General features: G+C 68.2%; 15 protein-coding genes and 1 pseudogene. 13 read left to right on the top strand and 3 right to left on the bottom strand.

From position 1 onward, the window contains the following. Nucleotides 1–14 precede the first annotated feature (14 nt). The 9 genes and pseudogenes from GXY47_09035 to GXY47_08995 all read left to right on the top strand — a co-directional run bounded on the left by GXY47_09035 (nt 15) and on the right by GXY47_08995 (nt 10,715). On the top strand, nt 15–842 hold the full coding sequence (locus tag GXY47_09035; GenBank protein NLV31287.1) for a pirin family protein: 828 nt from the start codon (nt 15–17) through the stop codon (nt 840–842). A 28-nt stretch (nt 843–870) separates the two neighbouring features. Beyond that, complete coding sequence (locus tag GXY47_09030; GenBank protein ID NLV31286.1) at nt 871–2,442, top strand: alpha-N-arabinofuranosidase; 1,572 nt, start codon at nt 871–873, stop codon at nt 2,440–2,442. Nucleotides 2,443–2,476: 34 nt separating this feature from the next. Further along, the gene (locus tag GXY47_09025) at nt 2,477–4,021 is read left to right on the top strand and encodes a tannase/feruloyl esterase family alpha/beta hydrolase (GenBank protein ID NLV31285.1); all 1,545 of its coding nucleotides are present in this window, start codon (nt 2,477–2,479) and stop codon (nt 4,019–4,021) included. 716 nt (nt 4,022–4,737) lie between these two features. After that, a pseudogene (locus tag GXY47_09020) lies at nt 4,738–4,935 on the top strand (hypothetical protein). A gap of 23 nt (nt 4,936–4,958) precedes the next feature. Further along, nucleotides 4,959–5,333 (top strand): DUF5320 domain-containing protein, encoded by a 375-nt coding sequence (locus tag GXY47_09015; GenBank protein NLV31284.1) that lies wholly within the window; start codon nt 4,959–4,961, stop codon nt 5,331–5,333. Nucleotides 5,334–5,594: 261 nt separating this feature from the next. Next, nucleotides 5,595–7,943 (top strand): TonB-dependent receptor, encoded by a 2,349-nt coding sequence (locus GXY47_09010; GenBank protein NLV31283.1) that lies wholly within the window; start codon nt 5,595–5,597, stop codon nt 7,941–7,943. Nucleotides 7,944–7,990: 47 nt separating this feature from the next. Beyond that, nucleotides 7,991–8,839, top strand: coding sequence for a molybdate ABC transporter substrate-binding protein (gene modA / locus GXY47_09005; GenBank protein NLV31282.1), 849 nt, complete (start codon nt 7,991–7,993; stop codon nt 8,837–8,839). A gap of 18 nt (nt 8,840–8,857) precedes the next feature. Next, nucleotides 8,858–9,634: an ABC transporter permease gene (locus tag GXY47_09000; GenBank protein NLV31281.1), complete on the top strand. Its 777-nt coding sequence runs from the start codon at nt 8,858–8,860 to the stop codon at nt 9,632–9,634. After that, entirely contained in the window at nt 9,627–10,715 is a 1,089-nt protein-coding gene (locus GXY47_08995; protein ID NLV31280.1) for an ATP-binding cassette domain-containing protein, read from the top strand. The genes GXY47_09000 and GXY47_08995 overlap by 8 nt, the downstream gene beginning before the upstream one ends. Nucleotides 10,716–10,724: 9 nt before the next feature. Here the strand turns inward: GXY47_08995 and GXY47_08990 are convergent, their stop codons facing one another. Together GXY47_08990 and GXY47_08985 are read right to left on the bottom strand one after the other, a co-directional pair. Continuing rightward, entirely contained in the window at nt 10,725–12,374 is a 1,650-nt protein-coding gene (locus GXY47_08990; GenBank protein NLV31279.1) for an AMP-binding protein, read from the bottom strand. 12 nt (nt 12,375–12,386) lie between these two features. Further along, the gene (locus tag GXY47_08985) at nt 12,387–12,962 is read right to left on the bottom strand and encodes a helix-turn-helix domain-containing protein (protein NLV31278.1); all 576 of its coding nucleotides are present in this window, start codon (nt 12,960–12,962) and stop codon (nt 12,387–12,389) included. Nucleotides 12,963–13,163: 201 nt separating this feature from the next. Here GXY47_08985 and hisF point away from each other — a divergent pair, with 201 nt between their 5' ends. Next, nucleotides 13,164–13,967, top strand: coding sequence for an imidazole glycerol phosphate synthase subunit HisF (hisF, locus tag GXY47_08980; protein ID NLV31277.1), 804 nt, complete (start codon nt 13,164–13,166; stop codon nt 13,965–13,967). Between the two features lie 85 nt (nt 13,968–14,052). Next, complete coding sequence (locus tag GXY47_08975) at nt 14,053–15,150, top strand: hypothetical protein (GenBank protein ID NLV31276.1); 1,098 nt, start codon at nt 14,053–14,055, stop codon at nt 15,148–15,150. Here GXY47_08975 and GXY47_08970 read toward each other — a convergent pair. Further along, entirely contained in the window at nt 15,147–15,542 is a 396-nt protein-coding gene (locus GXY47_08970) for a YbgC/FadM family acyl-CoA thioesterase (protein ID NLV31275.1), read from the bottom strand. The genes GXY47_08975 and GXY47_08970 overlap by 4 nt on opposite strands. A gap of 94 nt (nt 15,543–15,636) precedes the next feature. Between GXY47_08970 and GXY47_08965 the strand changes: the two genes are divergently transcribed. Then, nucleotides 15,637–16,890 (top strand): hypothetical protein, encoded by a 1,254-nt coding sequence (locus GXY47_08965; GenBank protein ID NLV31274.1) that lies wholly within the window; start codon nt 15,637–15,639, stop codon nt 16,888–16,890. Nucleotides 16,891–16,938: 48 nt separating this feature from the next. Then, on the top strand, nt 16,939–17,080 hold a 142-nt coding region (locus GXY47_08960; GenBank protein ID NLV31273.1), incomplete at its 3' end, for an NADH:flavin oxidoreductase.

Below are 17,080 nucleotides of genomic sequence, written 5' to 3'. Positions count from 1 at the left end.
GAAGGAGGAAGGCCATGGCCGAAAAGAAAGTGGTGCGCGTCGCCCGGGGCGAGCGGACGGTGGACGGGGCGGGGGTGCGCCTGGTGCGCGTGCTGGGGCGGGACACCGTGGAGGATTTCGACCCCTTTCTGATGCTCGATTCCTTCGACAGCACGAACCCGGATGACTACGTCCGGGGGTTCCCGATGCACCCGCACCGGGGGATCGAAACCGTCACCTACCTGGTCCGGGGGGAGATCGTCCACAAGGACAGCCTGGGTAACGGCGGGGTGATCACCGACGGGGGGACACAGTGGATGACGGCGGGCTCGGGCATCCTGCACGAGGAGATGCCGCAACCCTCGGGCCGCATGCTGGGGCTGCAGCTCTGGCTCAACCTCCCCGCGCGGGAGAAGATGACGGAGCCGAAATACTTCGATATCCGCCGGGAGGACACCCTCGAGATCGCCCGGGAGGACTACCGCCTGCGCGTCATCTCCGGCGAGTGGGAAGGGGCGGCGGGCCGCACTCCCCACCACCTCCAGGCGACGGTGATGGAGTTTCAGCTGAAGGAGGGGAAGACCCTGGCCCTCCCGACCAGTCCGGAGCAAAACAGCTTCCTGTTCCTGCTCGAGGGGGACGCTCTCGTGGCGGGAACGCGCTACGCCGAAAAATCGGCCCTCCTCTTCGGGGAAGGGGACACGATCGTGGTCTCGGCCGCGGAGCGGCCGCTCCGCTTCATGTTCCTGGAGGGGCCGCGCCTGCGGGAGCCGGTCGCCTGGGGCGGCCCGATCGTGATGAACACGAAACAGGAGCTCGAGCAGGCATTCGCCGACCTGCGCACGGGCAACTTCATCCGTTAGAAAGACACAACCGACCGGAGGTACATCCATGAGACCTTTCATCAGAGCGCTGACGCTTTTGCTGACGGCCGCCCTGCCCGCCTCCGCCGTGGCGGCGGCCGACACCACCGTCGTCGTGCGGGCCGACCATCCGGGCCCCGTCATCGACAAGAATGTCTACGCCCAGTTCTCGGAGCACCTGGGAAGCGGCATCTACGGCGGCGTCTTTGTCGGCGAGGACTCCCCGATCCCGAACACCCGGGGGTTGCGCGACGACGTCATCGCCGCCCTCCGGGAGCTTCGGGTCCCGATGGTGCGCTGGCCCGGCGGCTGCTTCGCCGACGAATACCACTGGCGCGACGGGATCGGCCCGCGGGAGCGGCGCGCGGTCCGCATCAACACCAACTGGGGCGGGGTCCCCGAGGACAACGCCTTCGGCACCCACGAGTTTTTCGATTTCGTCGAGCTGATCGGCGCCGACGCCTACGTGAACGCCAACGTCGGGACCGGCACCCCCCGGGAAGCGGCCGAGTGGCTGGAGTACATGACGGGGGACCAGGACACGACCCTGGTGCGGGAACGGAAGGCCAACGGCCGGGAACGGCCCTGGAAGGTTTCCATCTACGCCCTGGGGAACGAGACCTGGGGCTGCGGCGGGAACATGCGCCCCGAGTACTACGCCGACCTCTACAACCAGTACGCCACCTTCATGAAGACGCGCCCCGGGGCGATGCCGGAGCTTCTGGCGTCGGGCGACCACGACGGCGAGACGGTCTTCACCGAAACCCTGATGAAGAACGTGCGGGGCCGGATGGACGCGATCTCGCTCCATTACTACACCATCCTGGGACCACGCTGGGAGGACAAGGACACGGCCACCGGCTTCGACGAGGAGGGATGGATCCGGACCCTTGCCAACACCCTCCGGATCGACGGCTTCATCGCCCGGCAGGACGCGCTCCTGTCGGAGCTCGAAAAAGCGCGCTCCGGCGGCCGGCCGCGCGTGAAGACCGGGCTGTATGTCGACGAGTGGGGGACCTGGTACCGGCCCCAGCCGGGCTCCAACCCCGGGTTTCTCGTCCAGCAGAACACCCTGCGGGACGCCCTCGTGGCCGCGGCGAACTTCAACATCTTCCACAAGTACGCCGACCGGGTCCGGATGACGGCCATCGCCCAGACCGTCAACGTGCTGCAGGCGATGATCCTCACCGACGGACCCGCGATGGTCCGGACCCCGACCTATCACGCCTTCCACATGTACCGTCCGTTCCAGGACGCCGTCTCCCTCCCGGCCGAGGTAGAGACGGGCACCTACAGCCACGACCGCTGGTCCGTTCCCCGGGTCACCGCCTCGGCCGCGCGGGCGAAGGACGGATCGCTCGTGATCGGCCTGGTGAACCTCGATCCTCACGCCGCCAGCGGAGTCTCGGTGGAAATCGAGGGCGCGCCGGTCTCGGCGGTCACGGGCAGAGTCCTGACGGCGGAGGCCATGGATGCGCACAACACTTTCGAAAACCCGGAAACGCTCCACCCCGTCCCCTTTACGGGGGCGAAGCTGGAAGGGGGCCGGCTCGACCTGCGCCTGCCGGCGAAATCGGTCGTGGTCCTCGAGCTGCGCTAGCCCGGATTTTCAACCGCTATTCAAGGAGAAAACCATGTTGAGCTATGTGGCAAAAATATTCTGCGCGGCGGCCGCAGGCGCACTCCTCCTGGCTGCGCCGACCCGGGCTGCGTCCTGCGAGAGTCTCGCCTCGCTTTCGCTGCCGGACGGGAAAATCACCTCGGCCTCCCTGGTCGCGGCGGGCGCCTTCACCCCGCCCGGGGGCGGGGGGATGCTCGCGGGGGGGCCGGGAGGTACGGCCGCGTTCAAAGCCGCACCCGCCTTCTGCCGGGTGACCGCCACGCTCACGCCCACGACCGATTCCGACATCAGGATCGAGATCTGGATGCCGGCCGAGAAGTGGAACGGCAAGCTGGTCGGGATCGGCAACGGGGTGTGGGCCGGCAGCATCAGCTATTCCGCGCTGGCCGAACCCCTGGCGGAAGGCTACGCCACCGTGGCGACGGACACCGGCCATGTCGGCAGCGGCATGGACGCCCGTTTCGCCGTCGGCCACCCGGAGAAGCTGATCGATTTCGGCTACCGGGCGGTGCACGAAATGACGGTGAAGGCGAAGATCCTCATCGCCGCCTATTACGGGCGCAAGGAGCAGAGGTCGCTCTGGGTCAGCTGCTCCACGGGGGGCCGGCAGGGGCTCATGGAGGGGTACCGATACCCCGAGGATTACGACGGCATCTCCGCGATGGCGCCGGCCAACCCCATGGTGGGCCTGATGCTGAGCACGCTCTGGACCGGCTACGCCACGATGAGCGAGGAACCACGCGCCCTCCCGGCGCCCAAACTGATGGCGGTCAACCAGGCCTTTCTGAATCAATGCGACCCCGAGGACGGGCTCAGGGACGGGATCGCGGCCGACCCCGAGGGATGCGGCTTCGATCCCGCCCGGCTCCAGTGCCGCGACGGCGGCAAGGCCGACTGCCTGACCGCGCCGCAGGTCGAGGCGCTCCGTGACATCTACGCCGGGGTGAAAAACCCGCGCACAGGGGAGCTGGTCTTCGCCGGCTTCCCCCCGGGGAGCGAGCAGCAGCTGATGGCACTGGTCAGCGGCAAAGAACCGTTCCCGGTGGCCACCTCCTACTTCCGCGACATTGTGTTCAAGGATCCGAAGTGGGACTTCCGCTCCTTCGACTACGACCGGGACCTGGCCGAATCGTTCCGGGCCGGGAGCGACATCCTGGACGTCCCGGCCGACGGACTCCGGCGGTTCTTCGAGCGGGGGGGGAAGCTCCTCCTCTCGCACGGCTGGGCGGACGGCCTGATCCCGGCGGGGAACACCATCGACTTCTACAAATCGATGACGGAGAAGATGGACCCTGAAGAGGCGGCCGGATCGGTCCGCCTCTTCATGATCCCCGGTGCCGGCCACTGCGGCGGCGGCGACGCCCCCGCCGTCACCGACATGCTCTCGGTGATCGACCGCTGGGTGGAAACGGGCGAGGCACCCGAAGGCATCCGGGCAAGCACCGGCCCGGGTCAGAAGCCGCGCTCGCGCCCCCTCTGCCCCTACCCGCAGACGGCGGCGTATAAAGGCTCGGGCGACCTCGACGACGCGTCCAGCTTCGAGTGCAGGGCTGAGTAGACCTCGAGAGTTGCATTTTTGCAGCGATTGGACCCCGGTAAAGTAGCCTCCGTGCTACCCTACCGGGATCCCCCTCCCCCGCCTGCAAGCCCTATCTGATTCCATATCCACATCTTGCCCCGACCGGATCGGCGGCGTCGCCTCTGGCCCGCCATTTGCTCTATAGAGGGTGGCACAAAGGACGGGGTACGACGATGAAAACAGCCTTCTCGGCCTGGGACAACCGGATCGCGCCGGTTTTCGACACCGCCCGCCAGCTTCACATCATCGATGTCGGGGATGTCGGGGATGTCGGGGCGGGACGGATATTGCGCGAAACGCGCGCGACCCTGCCGGAGGATTTTCCGGCACACAAGGCGCTGCGGCTGGTGGAGCTGGGAATAGGCACCCTGGTATGCGGCGCCATCACCCGGACCCTGCAGGCCATCGTAGCCGGTTACGGCATCGAGGTTATTCCCTTCGTGGCGGGGGACCTGGACCAGGTCGTCGCGGCCTGGATGGGAAACACCCTGGGGCACGATACCTTTGCCATGCCCGGTTGCCGCGGGCGGAGGGAAGGCTGGCGCCGCAGGGGAATGCACAACGAGTGTCAGGAGGTAAACACAATGATGGAACCAGGAGGAGCAGGAGGCGGCGGCGGTGCGGGCCGTGGGGGCGGTGCGGGCCGTGGGGGCGGTGCGGGCCGTGGGGGCGGCGCTGGCCGTGGCGGCGGCGCTGGCCGCGGTGGCGGTGCGGGCCGCGGTGGCGGTGCGGGCCGCGGTGGCGGCGCGGGCCGCATGGGCGGCCCCTTCGCCGCCGGTCCGGAAGGTGATTGCGTCTGCCCGCAGTGCGGCGCGACGCTGCCGCACCAGCGCGGGATCCCCTGCAGCGAGCACAAATGCCCGAGGTGCGGGGCTTTCATGACAAGAGAGTAGACAAAAGGAAAGGAGGCATGACCATGCCAGGAGGAGATCGAACAGGACCGATGGGAATGGGATCCATGACTGGACGCGCGGCCGGCTATTGCGCCGGGTTCGGGGCGCCGGGATATGCGCAGCCCGGGCCGGGCCGCGGCTTCGGTTACGGCCGGGGCCGCGGGTTCGGAGGCGGCGGCCGCGGCTGGCGCAACATGTATTACGCCACCGGGCGGCCGGGATGGAGCCGTTTCGGCCGGGGGGCCGTCCCATACGGATACCCCCCTTACCGGACACCCGACCCGGGAACGGAGACCGAGGCGCTCAGGAACCAGGCCGAGATGCTCAAGACGGAACTCGACGCCATCGAGAAGCGTCTTTCCGAAATCGAGGCCGCGGCCGAAACGGCACGGGATTAGCCCGGGACGGGCCGGCTTCGCTCCGGCCCGATTTGACGCAGGGGCGGGAAACGGGTGGTCTTCTACGGCGTAACCGGCGCGGGGCCCGCCGCCCTTCACGGCCACCTGCGCTATTGCCCCTGTTCCAAACAGCCGCGCGCCACATGGAAGGGGGACGACCCTGGCCGCATTTTTTGTTTTTTATAAACGACATGGCTATGGTATAAGTGCCGCCCGTAACCGGGAACGCCGTTCCCGATCCATTACAGAGGCCTTTGCCCTATGCCTATGCTTCGATCACTTCGACGCCCGCTGACCCTCCTTCTCCTCCTCGCCCCCCTCTTCTGGGCTTCCCCGTCGGGAGCGCAGACGAAACAGCTGCGCGCCTGGCTCGACGACCTGGCTTTCCTCGCGAGCGAAGCGCTCGGCCCCGAAGAGCGGCGGGCCGGGACCGAGGCGATAGTCTCGGCCGTCCGGCGCTGGATCGACCTTTACCCGGGCGGGGGCGTGGCCGCGCCCGAGGTCCCGGCGCGGCCCTGGAACGACGAGGTGACAAGGAGCGTCATCACCCGGCTCGGCGAGACCGTGCAGAAGCTGCTGGAGCGCAGCCCGGGGCGCCCCTTCGAACTGGGCACGCTCGAGATCAGCGTCACGGCGGAGACTTCGCCCCTCTCCCCCGTGGTCTCCACCCTCGACCACGAAGAGATCCGGCGCCTGTACGCCGTCGATCTCGCCGAGGCGGTCCCCCACCTCCCCGGGATCGGCGTGGACCACAACTCCTCGAGCGGCCGCGCGGGCCTCATGATCCGCGGCTTCGACACGCGCCAGGTGGGTCTCTACCTCGACGGCATCCCGCTCTACGTCCCCTACGACGGCTTCGTCGACGTCAGCCGGTTTCTCTCGAGCGACCTCGCCGCCATCGAGGTCGCCAAAGGATACTCCTCCCCCCTGCTGGGGCCGAACGGGTTGGGGGGCTCGGTGAACCTGGTGACGCGCCGGCCGGAAAAGGAGCTGGACGTGGACGCCGCACTCGGGACCGGCTCGGGCGACCGTCTGGAATCGTGGCTCCACCTGGGCACCGCCTGGCGCCGCTTCTTCCTCCAGGGGGGGGTGGACCGGGTCCAGACGGACTCCTTCCCGCTCTCGGGCGGGTATGAACCCACGCCGATGCAGCCGGACCACGAACGGATCAACTCCGACCGAGCCGACACCCGATTCAACGGGCGGCTGGGCTGGACGCCGCGGGACGGGGACCAGTACGTGCTCTCCTACGTCCGCCAGGAGTCGGACTACGGGGTCCCCCCTTATTCCGGCACCGACACCCGCAACAACAAGCCGAAATTCTGGCGCTGGCCCGACTGGAAGCGGGAGATGGCTTACTTCACCTCCCGGACCACCCTGGGGAACACCGGCGACCTGAAGCTCCGGGTCTTCTACGACCGTTACCGCAACGCCATGACGGGCTTCACCGACGCGACCTATTCCGGGCTTTCGAGCGTCGCGCCCCTGGATGACCACTCGCTCGGGACCTCGGCGGAGTTTTCCACCCGGCGCTTTTCCCGGAACGCCCTGGGGATTTCCTTTTTTCTGAAGGACGACATCCACGAGGAAAGCTCCATCTCCTACTCCGGGGAGTCGCCCCTCGGCCAGCCCTGGAGACGGCAGCACGACAGGATGATGTCGATCGGGGTCCAGGACGTCGTCACTCTTTCCTCCCGGCTGAAGGGGACGGTCGGGTTCAGCGCCGATTACCTCGATGCCGTGGACGCCGAGGACCTGCTGACGACGGTGACGGGCTCCGGGAGCGAGCGCGCGACCGTCTACACGATCGCCCCTTTCGATTGCCCGGGCTCCGATTGCCTGGCCCGGACCTGGGGCCTCAACCCGCTCGCCTCGCTTTCCTACGCCGTGTCGGAATCGGGCTCCCTGTTTTTCTCCTTTGCGCGCAAGAGCCACTTCCCGACCCTCAAGGACCGCTACTCCTACCGCTACGGCCGGGCGATCCCCAACCCGTCCCTCCAGCCGGAGCACGCGCGCAACTGGAATTTGGGGTACGCGCACGCCCTCGGACGCGGCACCATGCTGCAGGCGGACCTGTTCCGAAGCGACGTCGGCGACGCCATCCAGAACGCGCTCGTTCCGGAAGAGTTCGAGGGGCAGTGCCCGTCCCTGGCGGGCGGGATGTGCCAGCAGGCGGTCAATGTCGGCACGGAAACCCACCAGGGGGTGGAATTCACCCTGCGCAGCGCCCCCGTCCCCCGGCTCGCCATCAACGCGAACTACAGCTATTTGAACTGGACCCTCTCGGGCCCCTCGAATATGCTGGGGGTGCACCCGGTGCGCGCGCCGCGCCACAAGGTCGTCGGGACGGCCGATTACGGCCTGGCGCGGGACATTCACCTGATGGCCGCGGCGCGCTACGAAAGCGGCACCGTGACGACGAACGATTCCGGGGCCATCGTCCCCGCCTCCCGGTTCGCCACCGTCGATGTGGGGGTGATCGTCCCGCTCGGGCGGGGCGCGCGCCTCACGGGAGGGGTCAAGAATCTCCTGGACCGGAATTATCACTACCAGGAGGGCTTTCCCGAACCGGGCCGCAACTGGCACCTGAGCCTGCGCTGGCTCCATTAGCCGCGCCGGGCGTCTATCGCGTTCGAGGATTCATCATGCATCGGGTCATGACAAAACTCCTTCCTGCTTTTCTCGGGCTCCTGGCGGGCTTCGGCGTGGGGGAGGCCACCGCCGCCGAAAGCCTGCTGGTCTACGCGGGGGCCGCCTCCAAGCCCCCCACCGAGGAGGCGGCGCGCCTGTACACGGAAAAAACCGGCGTCAAGATCGAACTGGTGTTCGGTGGTTCCGGGTCGGTCCTCTCGCAGATGAAGCTGGCCCGCCAGGGGGACATCTATTTTCCGGGATCGTCCGATTACATGGAAAAAGCCAAGCGCGGCGGGGACGTCTACGCGGATACGGAAAGAATCCTCGTCTACCTGGTTTCGGCCATCAACGTGCCCAGGGGCAATCCGCACGGGATCCGCACCCTGAAGGACCTGACCCGGCCCGGCCTGCGCGTCGCCATCGCCAACCCCGAAACGGTCTGCGTCGGGACCTACGCCGTGGAGATCGTCGAAAAGTCCTTCGGCGCCGCGGAAAAGGCGGCCTTCCGGCGCAATCTCGTCAATTACACCGAATCGTGCGAACGGACGGCGACCGCGATTTCCCTGAAGATGGCGGACGCCGTGATCGGATGGAGCGTGTTCGAGCACTGGGACCCGGCCCGCATCGAGACGGTCCGGATCCCTGCGGCCCAGGTGCCCCGGATCGGTTACATCCCGGTGGCGGTATCCCGGTTCACCCGGGACAGGAAAGCGGCGCAGGCGTTCATCGATTTCCTGGCGGGTCCCGAGGGGCGCAGGATTTTCGCCCGCCACAAATATTTCGCGACGCCCCGGGAGGCCATGGACTGGCTGGGCGCCGAAAAGCCGGTGGGAGGCGAGTATGCCCTGCCCGCCGGGTGGGTCGGGAAATAGGACGATGGGAAGCCGCCCATGAATCTTCGCCGCACCACCATTGCCGCCGCCCTCGCGGTCCTGGGGCTTTACGGCGGGCTCATCCTCTCCCTCGCCTGGTTCCTGGACCCCTCCACCCTGCGCGAAACGCTGGGCTCGGCCCGGACCCTGTTCTCCATCCGCCTCTCCCTCGTCGCGGCCTCCCTTGCCGCCCTCCTGGCGATCCTGCTGGCGGTGCCGGCGGCCTACGGACTGTCGCGCTACCGGTTCCGCTTCCGGGAGCTGGTCGACACCGTCCTGGAGTTTCCCATCATCGTGTCTCCCGCGGCGCTGGGCGCGATCCTGTTGATCTTCTTCAACAACCCGGTCGGGGAATGGGTCCAGGATTACGGGGTCCGGTTCGTCTTCACCTTCCTGGGCATCATCCTGGCGCAGTTCGTGACGGTCCTCGGGGTGGCGGTGCGCCTGCTGAAAACATCCTTCGACGAGGTCCCCGTCGAACTGGAAACGGTCGCCCGCTCCCTTGGCGCGACGCCGCGCCACGCCTTTTTCACCGTCACCCTGCCTCTGGCCCGCCGCGGGCTCCTGGCCGCCTTCATCCTGTCGTGGGCCAAGGCGCTCGGCGAATTCGGGGCGACGATCATGGTGGCCGGGACCATGGCAATGCGCACGGAAACCCTCCCCATCGCGATTTTCATGCGTCTGGCGGGCGCCGACATCGAGGGAACGGTGGCGCTGATCCTCGTGCTGGTGCTGACGGGGCTTGCGGCGCTGTCCCTCTCCCGCTGGCTGCTGGGAAAGGTGGCGCATGCTTAAGGTGAACGCTCTCAGCGCGGCGGCGGGGGAGTTCCGGCTGCGGGGCATCGACCTGGAGGTGGCGCAAGGGGAATGCCACGCGGTGCTCGGCCCCTCCGGTTCCGGAAAATCCACGCTGCTCAACGCCCTGCTCGGCATCCTGCCGCCGCTGGGGGGATCCATCCGGCTCGACGGGGAAGAGATCACGAACCGGCCGATGGAAGAGCGGGGCCTGGGCTACCTGCCGCAGTCGATCGGGCTCTTCCCCCACCTGACCGTGCGCGAAAACATCCGTTACAGCCCCCGCGCGCGCGGCCTCAGTCCGGGCTCATACCAGCCCCTCGTCGATATGCTGGTCGAGGCCACGGGCATCGGCGAGCTGCTGGGACGCCTCCCCCAGACCCTCTCCGGGGGCGAAAGGCAGCGTGTCGGGCTGGTGCGGGCGCTGGCCAGCCGCCCGCGCCTGGTCCTGCTCGACGAACCCTTCGCTTCGCTGAACGAATCGCTCCGGCAGGAGATCTGGCGGCTGTTGCGGGAGCTGCAGCGCCGGCAGCGGCTGACGGTCCTGCTCGTCACCCACAACCTGATGGAGGCCTATTTCCTGGCCGGCAGGATCAGCATCCTCATGGACGGACGCATCCGGCAGACGGGCGACAGGGCGTCGGTGTACCGCCGGCCGGCCACGGAATCGATCGCGCGCTTCCTGGGGATCAACAACCTCTGGGAAGGGGTCGTGAAGGGGCGGCAGGGGGATTGGCTGACGGTGGAATGCCCGGCCGCCGGAATTTTGGCGTCGCTTCCTGCGGGGGAGGAGGACCCGACGCCCCGGACCCGCGTCATGGTCGGCATCCTCCCGGAACATGTGGCCTTTCGCGATGCCGCGCATCCGCCCAGGCCGGACGAACACGTGCTGACGGGACGGATCCATCTCCTCGACCTGGGCCCGAGGTCCGTCGTTCAGTTTCAGCCCGACGGGGCGGACCTCGTTCTCGAATTCCACGCCGGCCGCCGGATGGTCGAGCACTTCGACCTGAGGGACGGCCAGACCGGAGTCATGGTCGGCCTGCCCCGGAGCGCCCTGTTCTGGATGAACAAAGAGTGATCCCGCGGCTCAGGGCGGGGTGACGCCGCGCTCCCGGAGGAGTTCGAGGCTCTGCTCCCGGAGCTTGAACTTCTGGATCTTGCCGCTGCCCGTGAGCGGGAAGCGGTCGACGAAGAAGATGTACCGGGGGATCTTGTGGCGGGCGATCCGGCCGCGGCAGAATTCCTGGACCGCGACCTCGTCCAGTTCCGCCCCCTCCTTGAGGATGATGAAGGCGCCGACCTCCTCGCCGTACTTCTCCGAGGCCACCCCCACCACCTGCACGTCCTTGATCCCCTCCAGGTGGTAGAGGTATTCCTCGACCTCCCGGGGATAGATGTTCTCCCCCCCGCGGATGATCATGTCCTTGATCCGCCCGGTGATCCGGTAGTTGCCGTCCGCGTCCCGGTACCCGAGGTCGCCCGAGTGGAGGAAGCCGCTGGCGTCGACCGCCTCGGCCGTCGCCTCGGGGTTCTTGTAGTACCCCTTCATGACCAGGTAACCGCGGCAGCAGATCTCCCCCTGCTCCCCGTCCGCGCAGATCTTCCGGGTCTTGGGGTCGATGACGGCCACCTCGGTGTGCTCGTAAGGGCGGCCCACCGTCTGGCAGCGCCATTCGAAGGGGTCGTCGATGCGGGTCTGCGTCATCCCCGGCGACGACTCGGTCAGGCCGTACACGCTGGTGATCCGCATGAACATCCTGTCGCTCACCCGGCGCATCAGTTCCACCGGGCAGAGGGCCCCGGCCATGATCCCGGTCCGGAGGCTGGACATGTCGAACATCGGGAACATCGGGTGGTTGAGCTCCTCGATGAACATGGTGGGGACGCCGTAGAGGGCGGTGCAGCGCTCCTTGTGGATCGAGGCCAGGACCACCAGCGCGTCGAACCGCTCCACCATCACCTGGGTGCAGCCGTGCGTCAGGCAGTTCGTGGTGGCCAGGGTCACGCCGAAGCAGTGAAAGAGCGGGACGCAGACGCAGAGCTTGTCCTCGGCCGTGAACTGCATGTGTTCGCCCGTCATGTACCCGTTGTTGGCCAGGTTGTAGTGCGACAGCATCACCCCCTTGGGAAACCCGGTGGTGCCGGAGGTGTACTGCATCATCATGACGTCGTCGGGGCGCACCGTCCGCTTGATCTCCTCGAGCGCCCGCGGGTCCATGTTGGCCCCGAGCAGCTGCAGCTCGGCGCTGTTGTACATCCCGCGGTACTTCTCCTGCCCGATGAAGACCACGTTTTTCATCACCGGGAACCGCTCGCTCCGCAGCCGGCCCCGCATGCATTCCTTCAGTTCGGGCAGCATCTCGTAGACCATGTCCACGTAGCTCGACTCCCAGGTCCCCTCGGTGATGAGAAGGGTGTGCATGTCCGAATGTTTCACCTGGTACTCGAGCTCGTGCTGCTTGTGGTTGGTGTTGACCGTAACGTAGACCGCGCCCAGCTTGGCGCAGGCGTACATGTACGTCAGCCATTCGGGCACGTTCTGCGCCCAGATGCCGACGTGGTCCCCCTTCCGCACCCCGATGGCGAGCAGGCCGAGGGCGGCCTCGTCCACCCGCCGGTTGAACTGCCGCCAGGTGAAGCGCAGGTCGCGGTCGGAATAGACGATATACTCCCGGTCGGGAGTCGTTTCCGCCCAGTACTCCAGCCATTCCCCCAGGGTTCGGTCGAAGAGTTGCATAAGTCCTTCTGCCTAGAATGGAGTGTAGACGACGGCCAGGATCCTGGCCCGGGAACCGCCGGCGGCGTGCACGTTGTGCTCCACGATGGAGTCGTAGTAGATGCTCTCCCCTTCGCGCACGACGTACTTTTCCTTCCCGTAATAGATCTCGATCACCCCGTCCAGGACGTAGAGGAACTCCTCCCCCTCGTGGGTGGACAGGGGGTACCCGCAGTCGGACTCGGACTCGATGTCGATGAGGAACGGCTCCATGTGCCGGCCCGCCTTGGACTGCGCCAGGGAGAAGAACTTCAGGTTGTTGTGCGAGCAGGCGGTCTCGGAGGAGAAGCTGATGCTCTCGGGGCGGTCCTCCCTGCGGCTGAGGACGGGCCCCAGGCCGTCGCTGTCGTCGAGGAAGGTGCCCAGCCGCACCCCCAGCGCGCGGGCGATCCTGACCAGCGGGGCCAGCGAAGGGAGGTTCCGGTCCCCCTCGATGCGCTCCAGCTGCGCGGGCGTCAGGCCCGCGCGTTCGGCCGCCTGTTCGGCCGTGATGTTCTTCGACTCTCGTATGGAACGGATCCTCGATCCGACGGTGATGGTATGGGCCATGATCCTTCCCGGGCTTTGGTATCTCTCCAGTAAACAAACCAAAGTGGGAATCATAATATGTTTCCCCGGCGGAATCATGGCTTATTTTCCCCCTTTCCCCGTCCGGCCGGCGGCCGGCCTGGACGCTTGCGGGGACCGCGGTGCGGGGCCATAATGGGGAAAACATTTACGGGCGGAACGCGCCGCGGAAAGGAAGGAAGGATGGAACCGGTCAGGATAATGCCCTGCCTCGACATGAAGGACGGTCGGGTGGTCAAGGGGGTCCATTTCGTCGGGCTCAGGGAGGCGGGCGACCCGGTGGAGAACGCGCGCTATTACCAGCTGGAGGGGGCGGACGAACTGGCCATGCTCGACATCGCGGCCACGCTGGAGAACCGCAAGACCCGCCTGGAGTGGGTGAGGAGCGTAGCTTCCGTCATCTCGATCCCGCTCACGGTCGGCGGCGGCATCGGCTCGCTCGAGGATATCACGATGACGCTCGATGCCGGCGCGGCGAAGGTGTCCATGAACAGCGCCGCGGTCCGGGACCCCTCCCTGGTCGAAACGGCTGCGCGCACCTTCGGCTCCGACCGCGTCACCGTGGCCGTGGACGCGCGCCGCAACGCCGCGATGCCGTCGGGGTTCGAGCTGGTGGTGGCCGGGGGGACGAAACCCACCGGGAAGGACGCCGTCGCCTGGGCGCGCGAGTGCGAACGCCTGGGGGCCGGCATCCTCCTCCCGACCAGCATGGACGGCGACGGCACCCTGGCCGGCTACGACCTGGAATTCACCCGCGCGATCGCCGACGCCGTGACCGTTCCCGTGGTCGCCTCGGGCGGGGCCGGGACGCTCGAGCACTTCCACGAAGGGGTGACGCGGGGTGGGGCCCGCATCCTGCTGGCGGCCTCCGTGTTCCACTATCGGACCTTCCGTATCTGCGAGGTGAAGGAGTACCTGCGCAAGTGCGGGATCCCCGTCCTCGGGGACTCCGCCTCCGCCCCGGCCGGACCGGGGGGGGCCTTATGAAGGCGGGCCTGCCCGCAACGCTCCTCCTCCTGCTCGCGCTCGCGGGGGCGGCCCCGCGCGGGGCCGCATCGGAAGAGGACCGGGAATGGCTCGTCCTGGTCTATGTCAGCGCCCTCAACGACCGCGGGCTGGACGGGTCGGCGCATGCATTGATCCAGGCCCTCGAAAAAGGGGCTCCCGGCGACCGGGCGGCGGTGGTCGTCCGCCACGGCATCCTGGAGAAGGGGGCGGGCGGGGCCCTGCGGTTTCCCCGGACCCTGACAACGGTACTCCTGCGGAACGACCCGGGCGGGCAGGCCGGCACTCCCCCCGCGCTCGACTCGTCCCCCATCCAGGACATGGCCGGGGAGAGCGCGCTCTACACCTTCGCGCGCCGCACCATCGCTACCCGGCCGAAAAGATCGCCCTGCTCTATTTCGGGAGGGGCGAGGGATTCGGGGGGCTGGGGCGCGACGACCTGAGCGGGCACGCCATGAGCGTCCCCGATTTCGCCCGGACCCTGGCCCGGGTCCGCGCCGCGACGGGGAAAAAAATCGATCTCCTGGTCGTGGACGCCGACTTCATGCAGACGGCCGAGGCGGTCCACGAATGGCGCGCCGGGGCGGACATCGTCGTGGGGACCCCCGGGGCAAGCCCCCGGCTCGGCTACCTGTACGTACTGGCGATCGGGGACCTGGCGGCGGATCCTTCCATGGGTCCCGGGGAACTGGCGAGCGCCTTCGTCTACTACGCGGAGAACCGCGTCACGTCGGCGGTGAAGACGGAAGGGATCCCCGGCTTCATCGAGCGGCTCGACCGGTGGGTGACGGCCGTGACCGGGGACCCGGAGGCCATGAAAGAGGCCCGGGAGGCCGTGGGGCGGACCTACGCTTATGACGCCAACGGCTGCCGCGACCTCTACGAGTTCGTCGGCCGGGTCGGCGGGGCCCTGCCGGAAGGGCACCCCGCCCGCACCGCGGGGCTCGAGCTTCAGGGTTACCTGGAGCGGGAACTCCTCCCCTCCCGCAGCCGGAACTTCCCGGAGCGGGCCGAGGGGGACCCGGGCGCGGGCGCGGAATACGAGCGCGCGGCCGGGCTGGGGATCTACCTGCCGGAGCGGATCTACGACTCTGCCCGGTACGAGTCGCTCGCGTTCGCCTCCGGGTCGAAATGGCGCGATTTTCTCATGGCCCTGCTCCGCTAGATAGCGTCGAAGAAGGGGGGGAGTTCCTTCACCGCGCCGTCGGGGCCGATGGCGACGATGTCCACCTCCCCCTTGACCAAGGGCTCGGTCTCCCCCCGGCGCCGGACCTGCTGCCTGAAGGTGAGCCGGTACTCGCTCATGCGCTCGACCGAGGTGACCACCTCGATCATGTCCCCGAGCAGGGCGGGGCGGCGGTATTGGACCCGGATCTCGTAGATCACGAGCCGGCAGTCGGGGTCGGCGGCCCGGGCCATCGGGACGCCGAGGGCTTCCAGCAGTTCGCTCCGGCCGCGTTCGAAAAAGCGCAGGTAATTGGCGTAATAGACGATCCCCTGGGCGTCGACGTCCTCCATATAGACACGGAACGGCTGCACCTGTTCTTTCGTCGGCATGAGCGGGATTGTACCCGATTTTCCCCGTGGGCCAAGCGGAAATGGCATCACCGGCCGGCGCCTGCTACTATTCCAGATTTGGCCCGGTGAGACATTGAGAACCCCCACGACCCAAGGCGCCGAGACACCCTCCCCCCCCGGCGGGGGCCTGCGGCCGCTGTATGCCGCGGAAACGGCCAACGCCGTCGCGGCCGTCCTGCTCGTCTCGGGCCTCTCCTTCTACACCCATCACCGCTTCGGCTGGGACGCCCGGGAGAATTTCACCGTCGCCGCCTGCCAGGGGGCGTTCTACACCCTGGGGGCCCTGGCCGCCCGAGGGATTTCGCTCCGCTGGGGGCGGCGGCGGTCCCTGCCCGCCCTGTACGCCCTCATGACGGCGTGCGCCGTCGCGGTGGGGGCCGCCGCCTCGGGCGGCCGCGCCGTGACGGCCGCCGTCCTCGCGGTCCTGGAAACGGGCCTGGTGGCCGCCTCCTGGCCGATGCTGCAGAGCCTGGTGTCCGCCGCCGGCGCTCCCGACCGCCTGTCGCGCCGCCTCGGGGGGTACAACATCCTCTGGTCCACGACGGGGGCCGCCGCCTTCGCCGCGAGCGGCGCCGTGATCCAGCACGCCCCCGCCTGGGCCTACTTCGGCATCATCGCCGCCGGGCACCTGGCCGCGGGCCTCATCATCCTCCGCTTCCGCCCCCCCGCGGCGCCTCCGCCGGCCGCCCCCCCGGAATCGACGACGCGCAGCGCGGAGACCCCCTCCGACGGCGCGCGCCTGCGCCTGGCCCTGTGGCTGTCGCGGATCGCGCTCCCCTCCACCTATGTCATCGTCTTCACCCTCGCTCCCGCGCTCCCCTCGCTCGAGGCCATCGCGCGGCTCACCCCGACGGAGGCCACACTGGCGGGCGGCGTCTGGCTCGTCGCCCGGGCCGCCGCCTTCGCCGTCACCGGGGGGACGACCTTCTGGCACCGGCGGCCGGGGCTGCTGCTCGCCGCGAGCGTCGCCATGCTCCTCGGCTTCGTCGGCACCGTCGCCGGGGGCGGCCTGACCGGGGCCGGGCTCGGGCCGGCGCTCGCGGCGATGGTCGCGGCCCAGGCGGTGCTCGGCTTCTCCATCGGGACCATCTACGCCGCGAGCCTCTACTTCGGGATGGCCTCGAGCGGCGGCAGCACCCGGCACGGCGGCTATCACGAGGCCCTCATCGGGCTGGGGCAGGTTTTGGGGCCGCTCCTCGGCGCTTCCCTGCAGTGGGCCCGCCCGGGCACCCTCTGGCCCGCGGTCGCCGCCGTCTCCGCGCTGGTTTCGGTCTCCGTCCTGCTGGAGGCGGCGGTCGCCGTCGGCGCCCGCCGCCATTTCTCTTGACAAGAACGGGGCCGGAGTCGCCTCATAGCGGGGAAAGGACATACCGACATGGGATCGCGCTACACGCACGTATTTGAACCGCTCAGGATCCGGGGGGTGGACTTCAAGAACCGCCTGGAGATGGCTCCCCCTTCCCCCAACCTGGCCGACCGCGAGGGGCGCGTCACCCCCGAATTCGTCGATTTCTTCC

Source organism: Acidobacteriota bacterium (assembly GCA_012729555.1).
Lineage (GTDB): Bacteria > Acidobacteriota > UBA6911 > UBA6911 > UBA6911 > UBA6911.
Note: the sequence above shows the minus strand (reverse complement) of the source record. Positions and strands in the feature narration are given on the sequence as shown.

What these genes read in the sequence shown, in the direction of transcription:
- GXY47_09030 (NLV31286.1), top strand. Translation starts at nt 871, where the DNA reads ATGAGACCTTTCATCAGAGCGCTGACGCTTTTGCTGACGGCCGCCCTG.
- GXY47_09015 (NLV31284.1), top strand. Translation starts at nt 4,959, where the DNA reads ATGCCAGGAGGAGATCGAACAGGACCGATGGGAATGGGATCCATGACT.
- GXY47_08970 (NLV31275.1), bottom strand. Translation starts at nt 15,542, where the DNA reads ATGCCGACGAAAGAACAGGTGCAGCCGTTCCGTGTCTATATGGAGGAC.
- GXY47_09010 (NLV31283.1), top strand. Translation starts at nt 5,595, where the DNA reads ATGCCTATGCTTCGATCACTTCGACGCCCGCTGACCCTCCTTCTCCTC.
- GXY47_09035 (NLV31287.1), top strand. Translation starts at nt 15, where the DNA reads ATGGCCGAAAAGAAAGTGGTGCGCGTCGCCCGGGGCGAGCGGACGGTG.
- GXY47_09000 (NLV31281.1), top strand. Translation starts at nt 8,858, where the DNA reads ATGAATCTTCGCCGCACCACCATTGCCGCCGCCCTCGCGGTCCTGGGG.
- GXY47_08985 (NLV31278.1), bottom strand. Translation starts at nt 12,962, where the DNA reads ATGGCCCATACCATCACCGTCGGATCGAGGATCCGTTCCATACGAGAG.
- GXY47_08990 (NLV31279.1), bottom strand. Translation starts at nt 12,374, where the DNA reads ATGCAACTCTTCGACCGAACCCTGGGGGAATGGCTGGAGTACTGGGCG.
- hisF (NLV31277.1), top strand. Translation starts at nt 13,164, where the DNA reads ATGGAACCGGTCAGGATAATGCCCTGCCTCGACATGAAGGACGGTCGG.
- GXY47_08975 (NLV31276.1), top strand. Translation starts at nt 14,053, where the DNA reads ATGGCTCGTCCTGGTCTATGTCAGCGCCCTCAACGACCGCGGGCTGGA.
- modA (NLV31282.1), top strand. Translation starts at nt 7,991, where the DNA reads ATGACAAAACTCCTTCCTGCTTTTCTCGGGCTCCTGGCGGGCTTCGGC.
- GXY47_09025 (NLV31285.1), top strand. Translation starts at nt 2,477, where the DNA reads ATGTTGAGCTATGTGGCAAAAATATTCTGCGCGGCGGCCGCAGGCGCA.
- GXY47_08995 (NLV31280.1), top strand. Translation starts at nt 9,627, where the DNA reads ATGCTTAAGGTGAACGCTCTCAGCGCGGCGGCGGGGGAGTTCCGGCTG.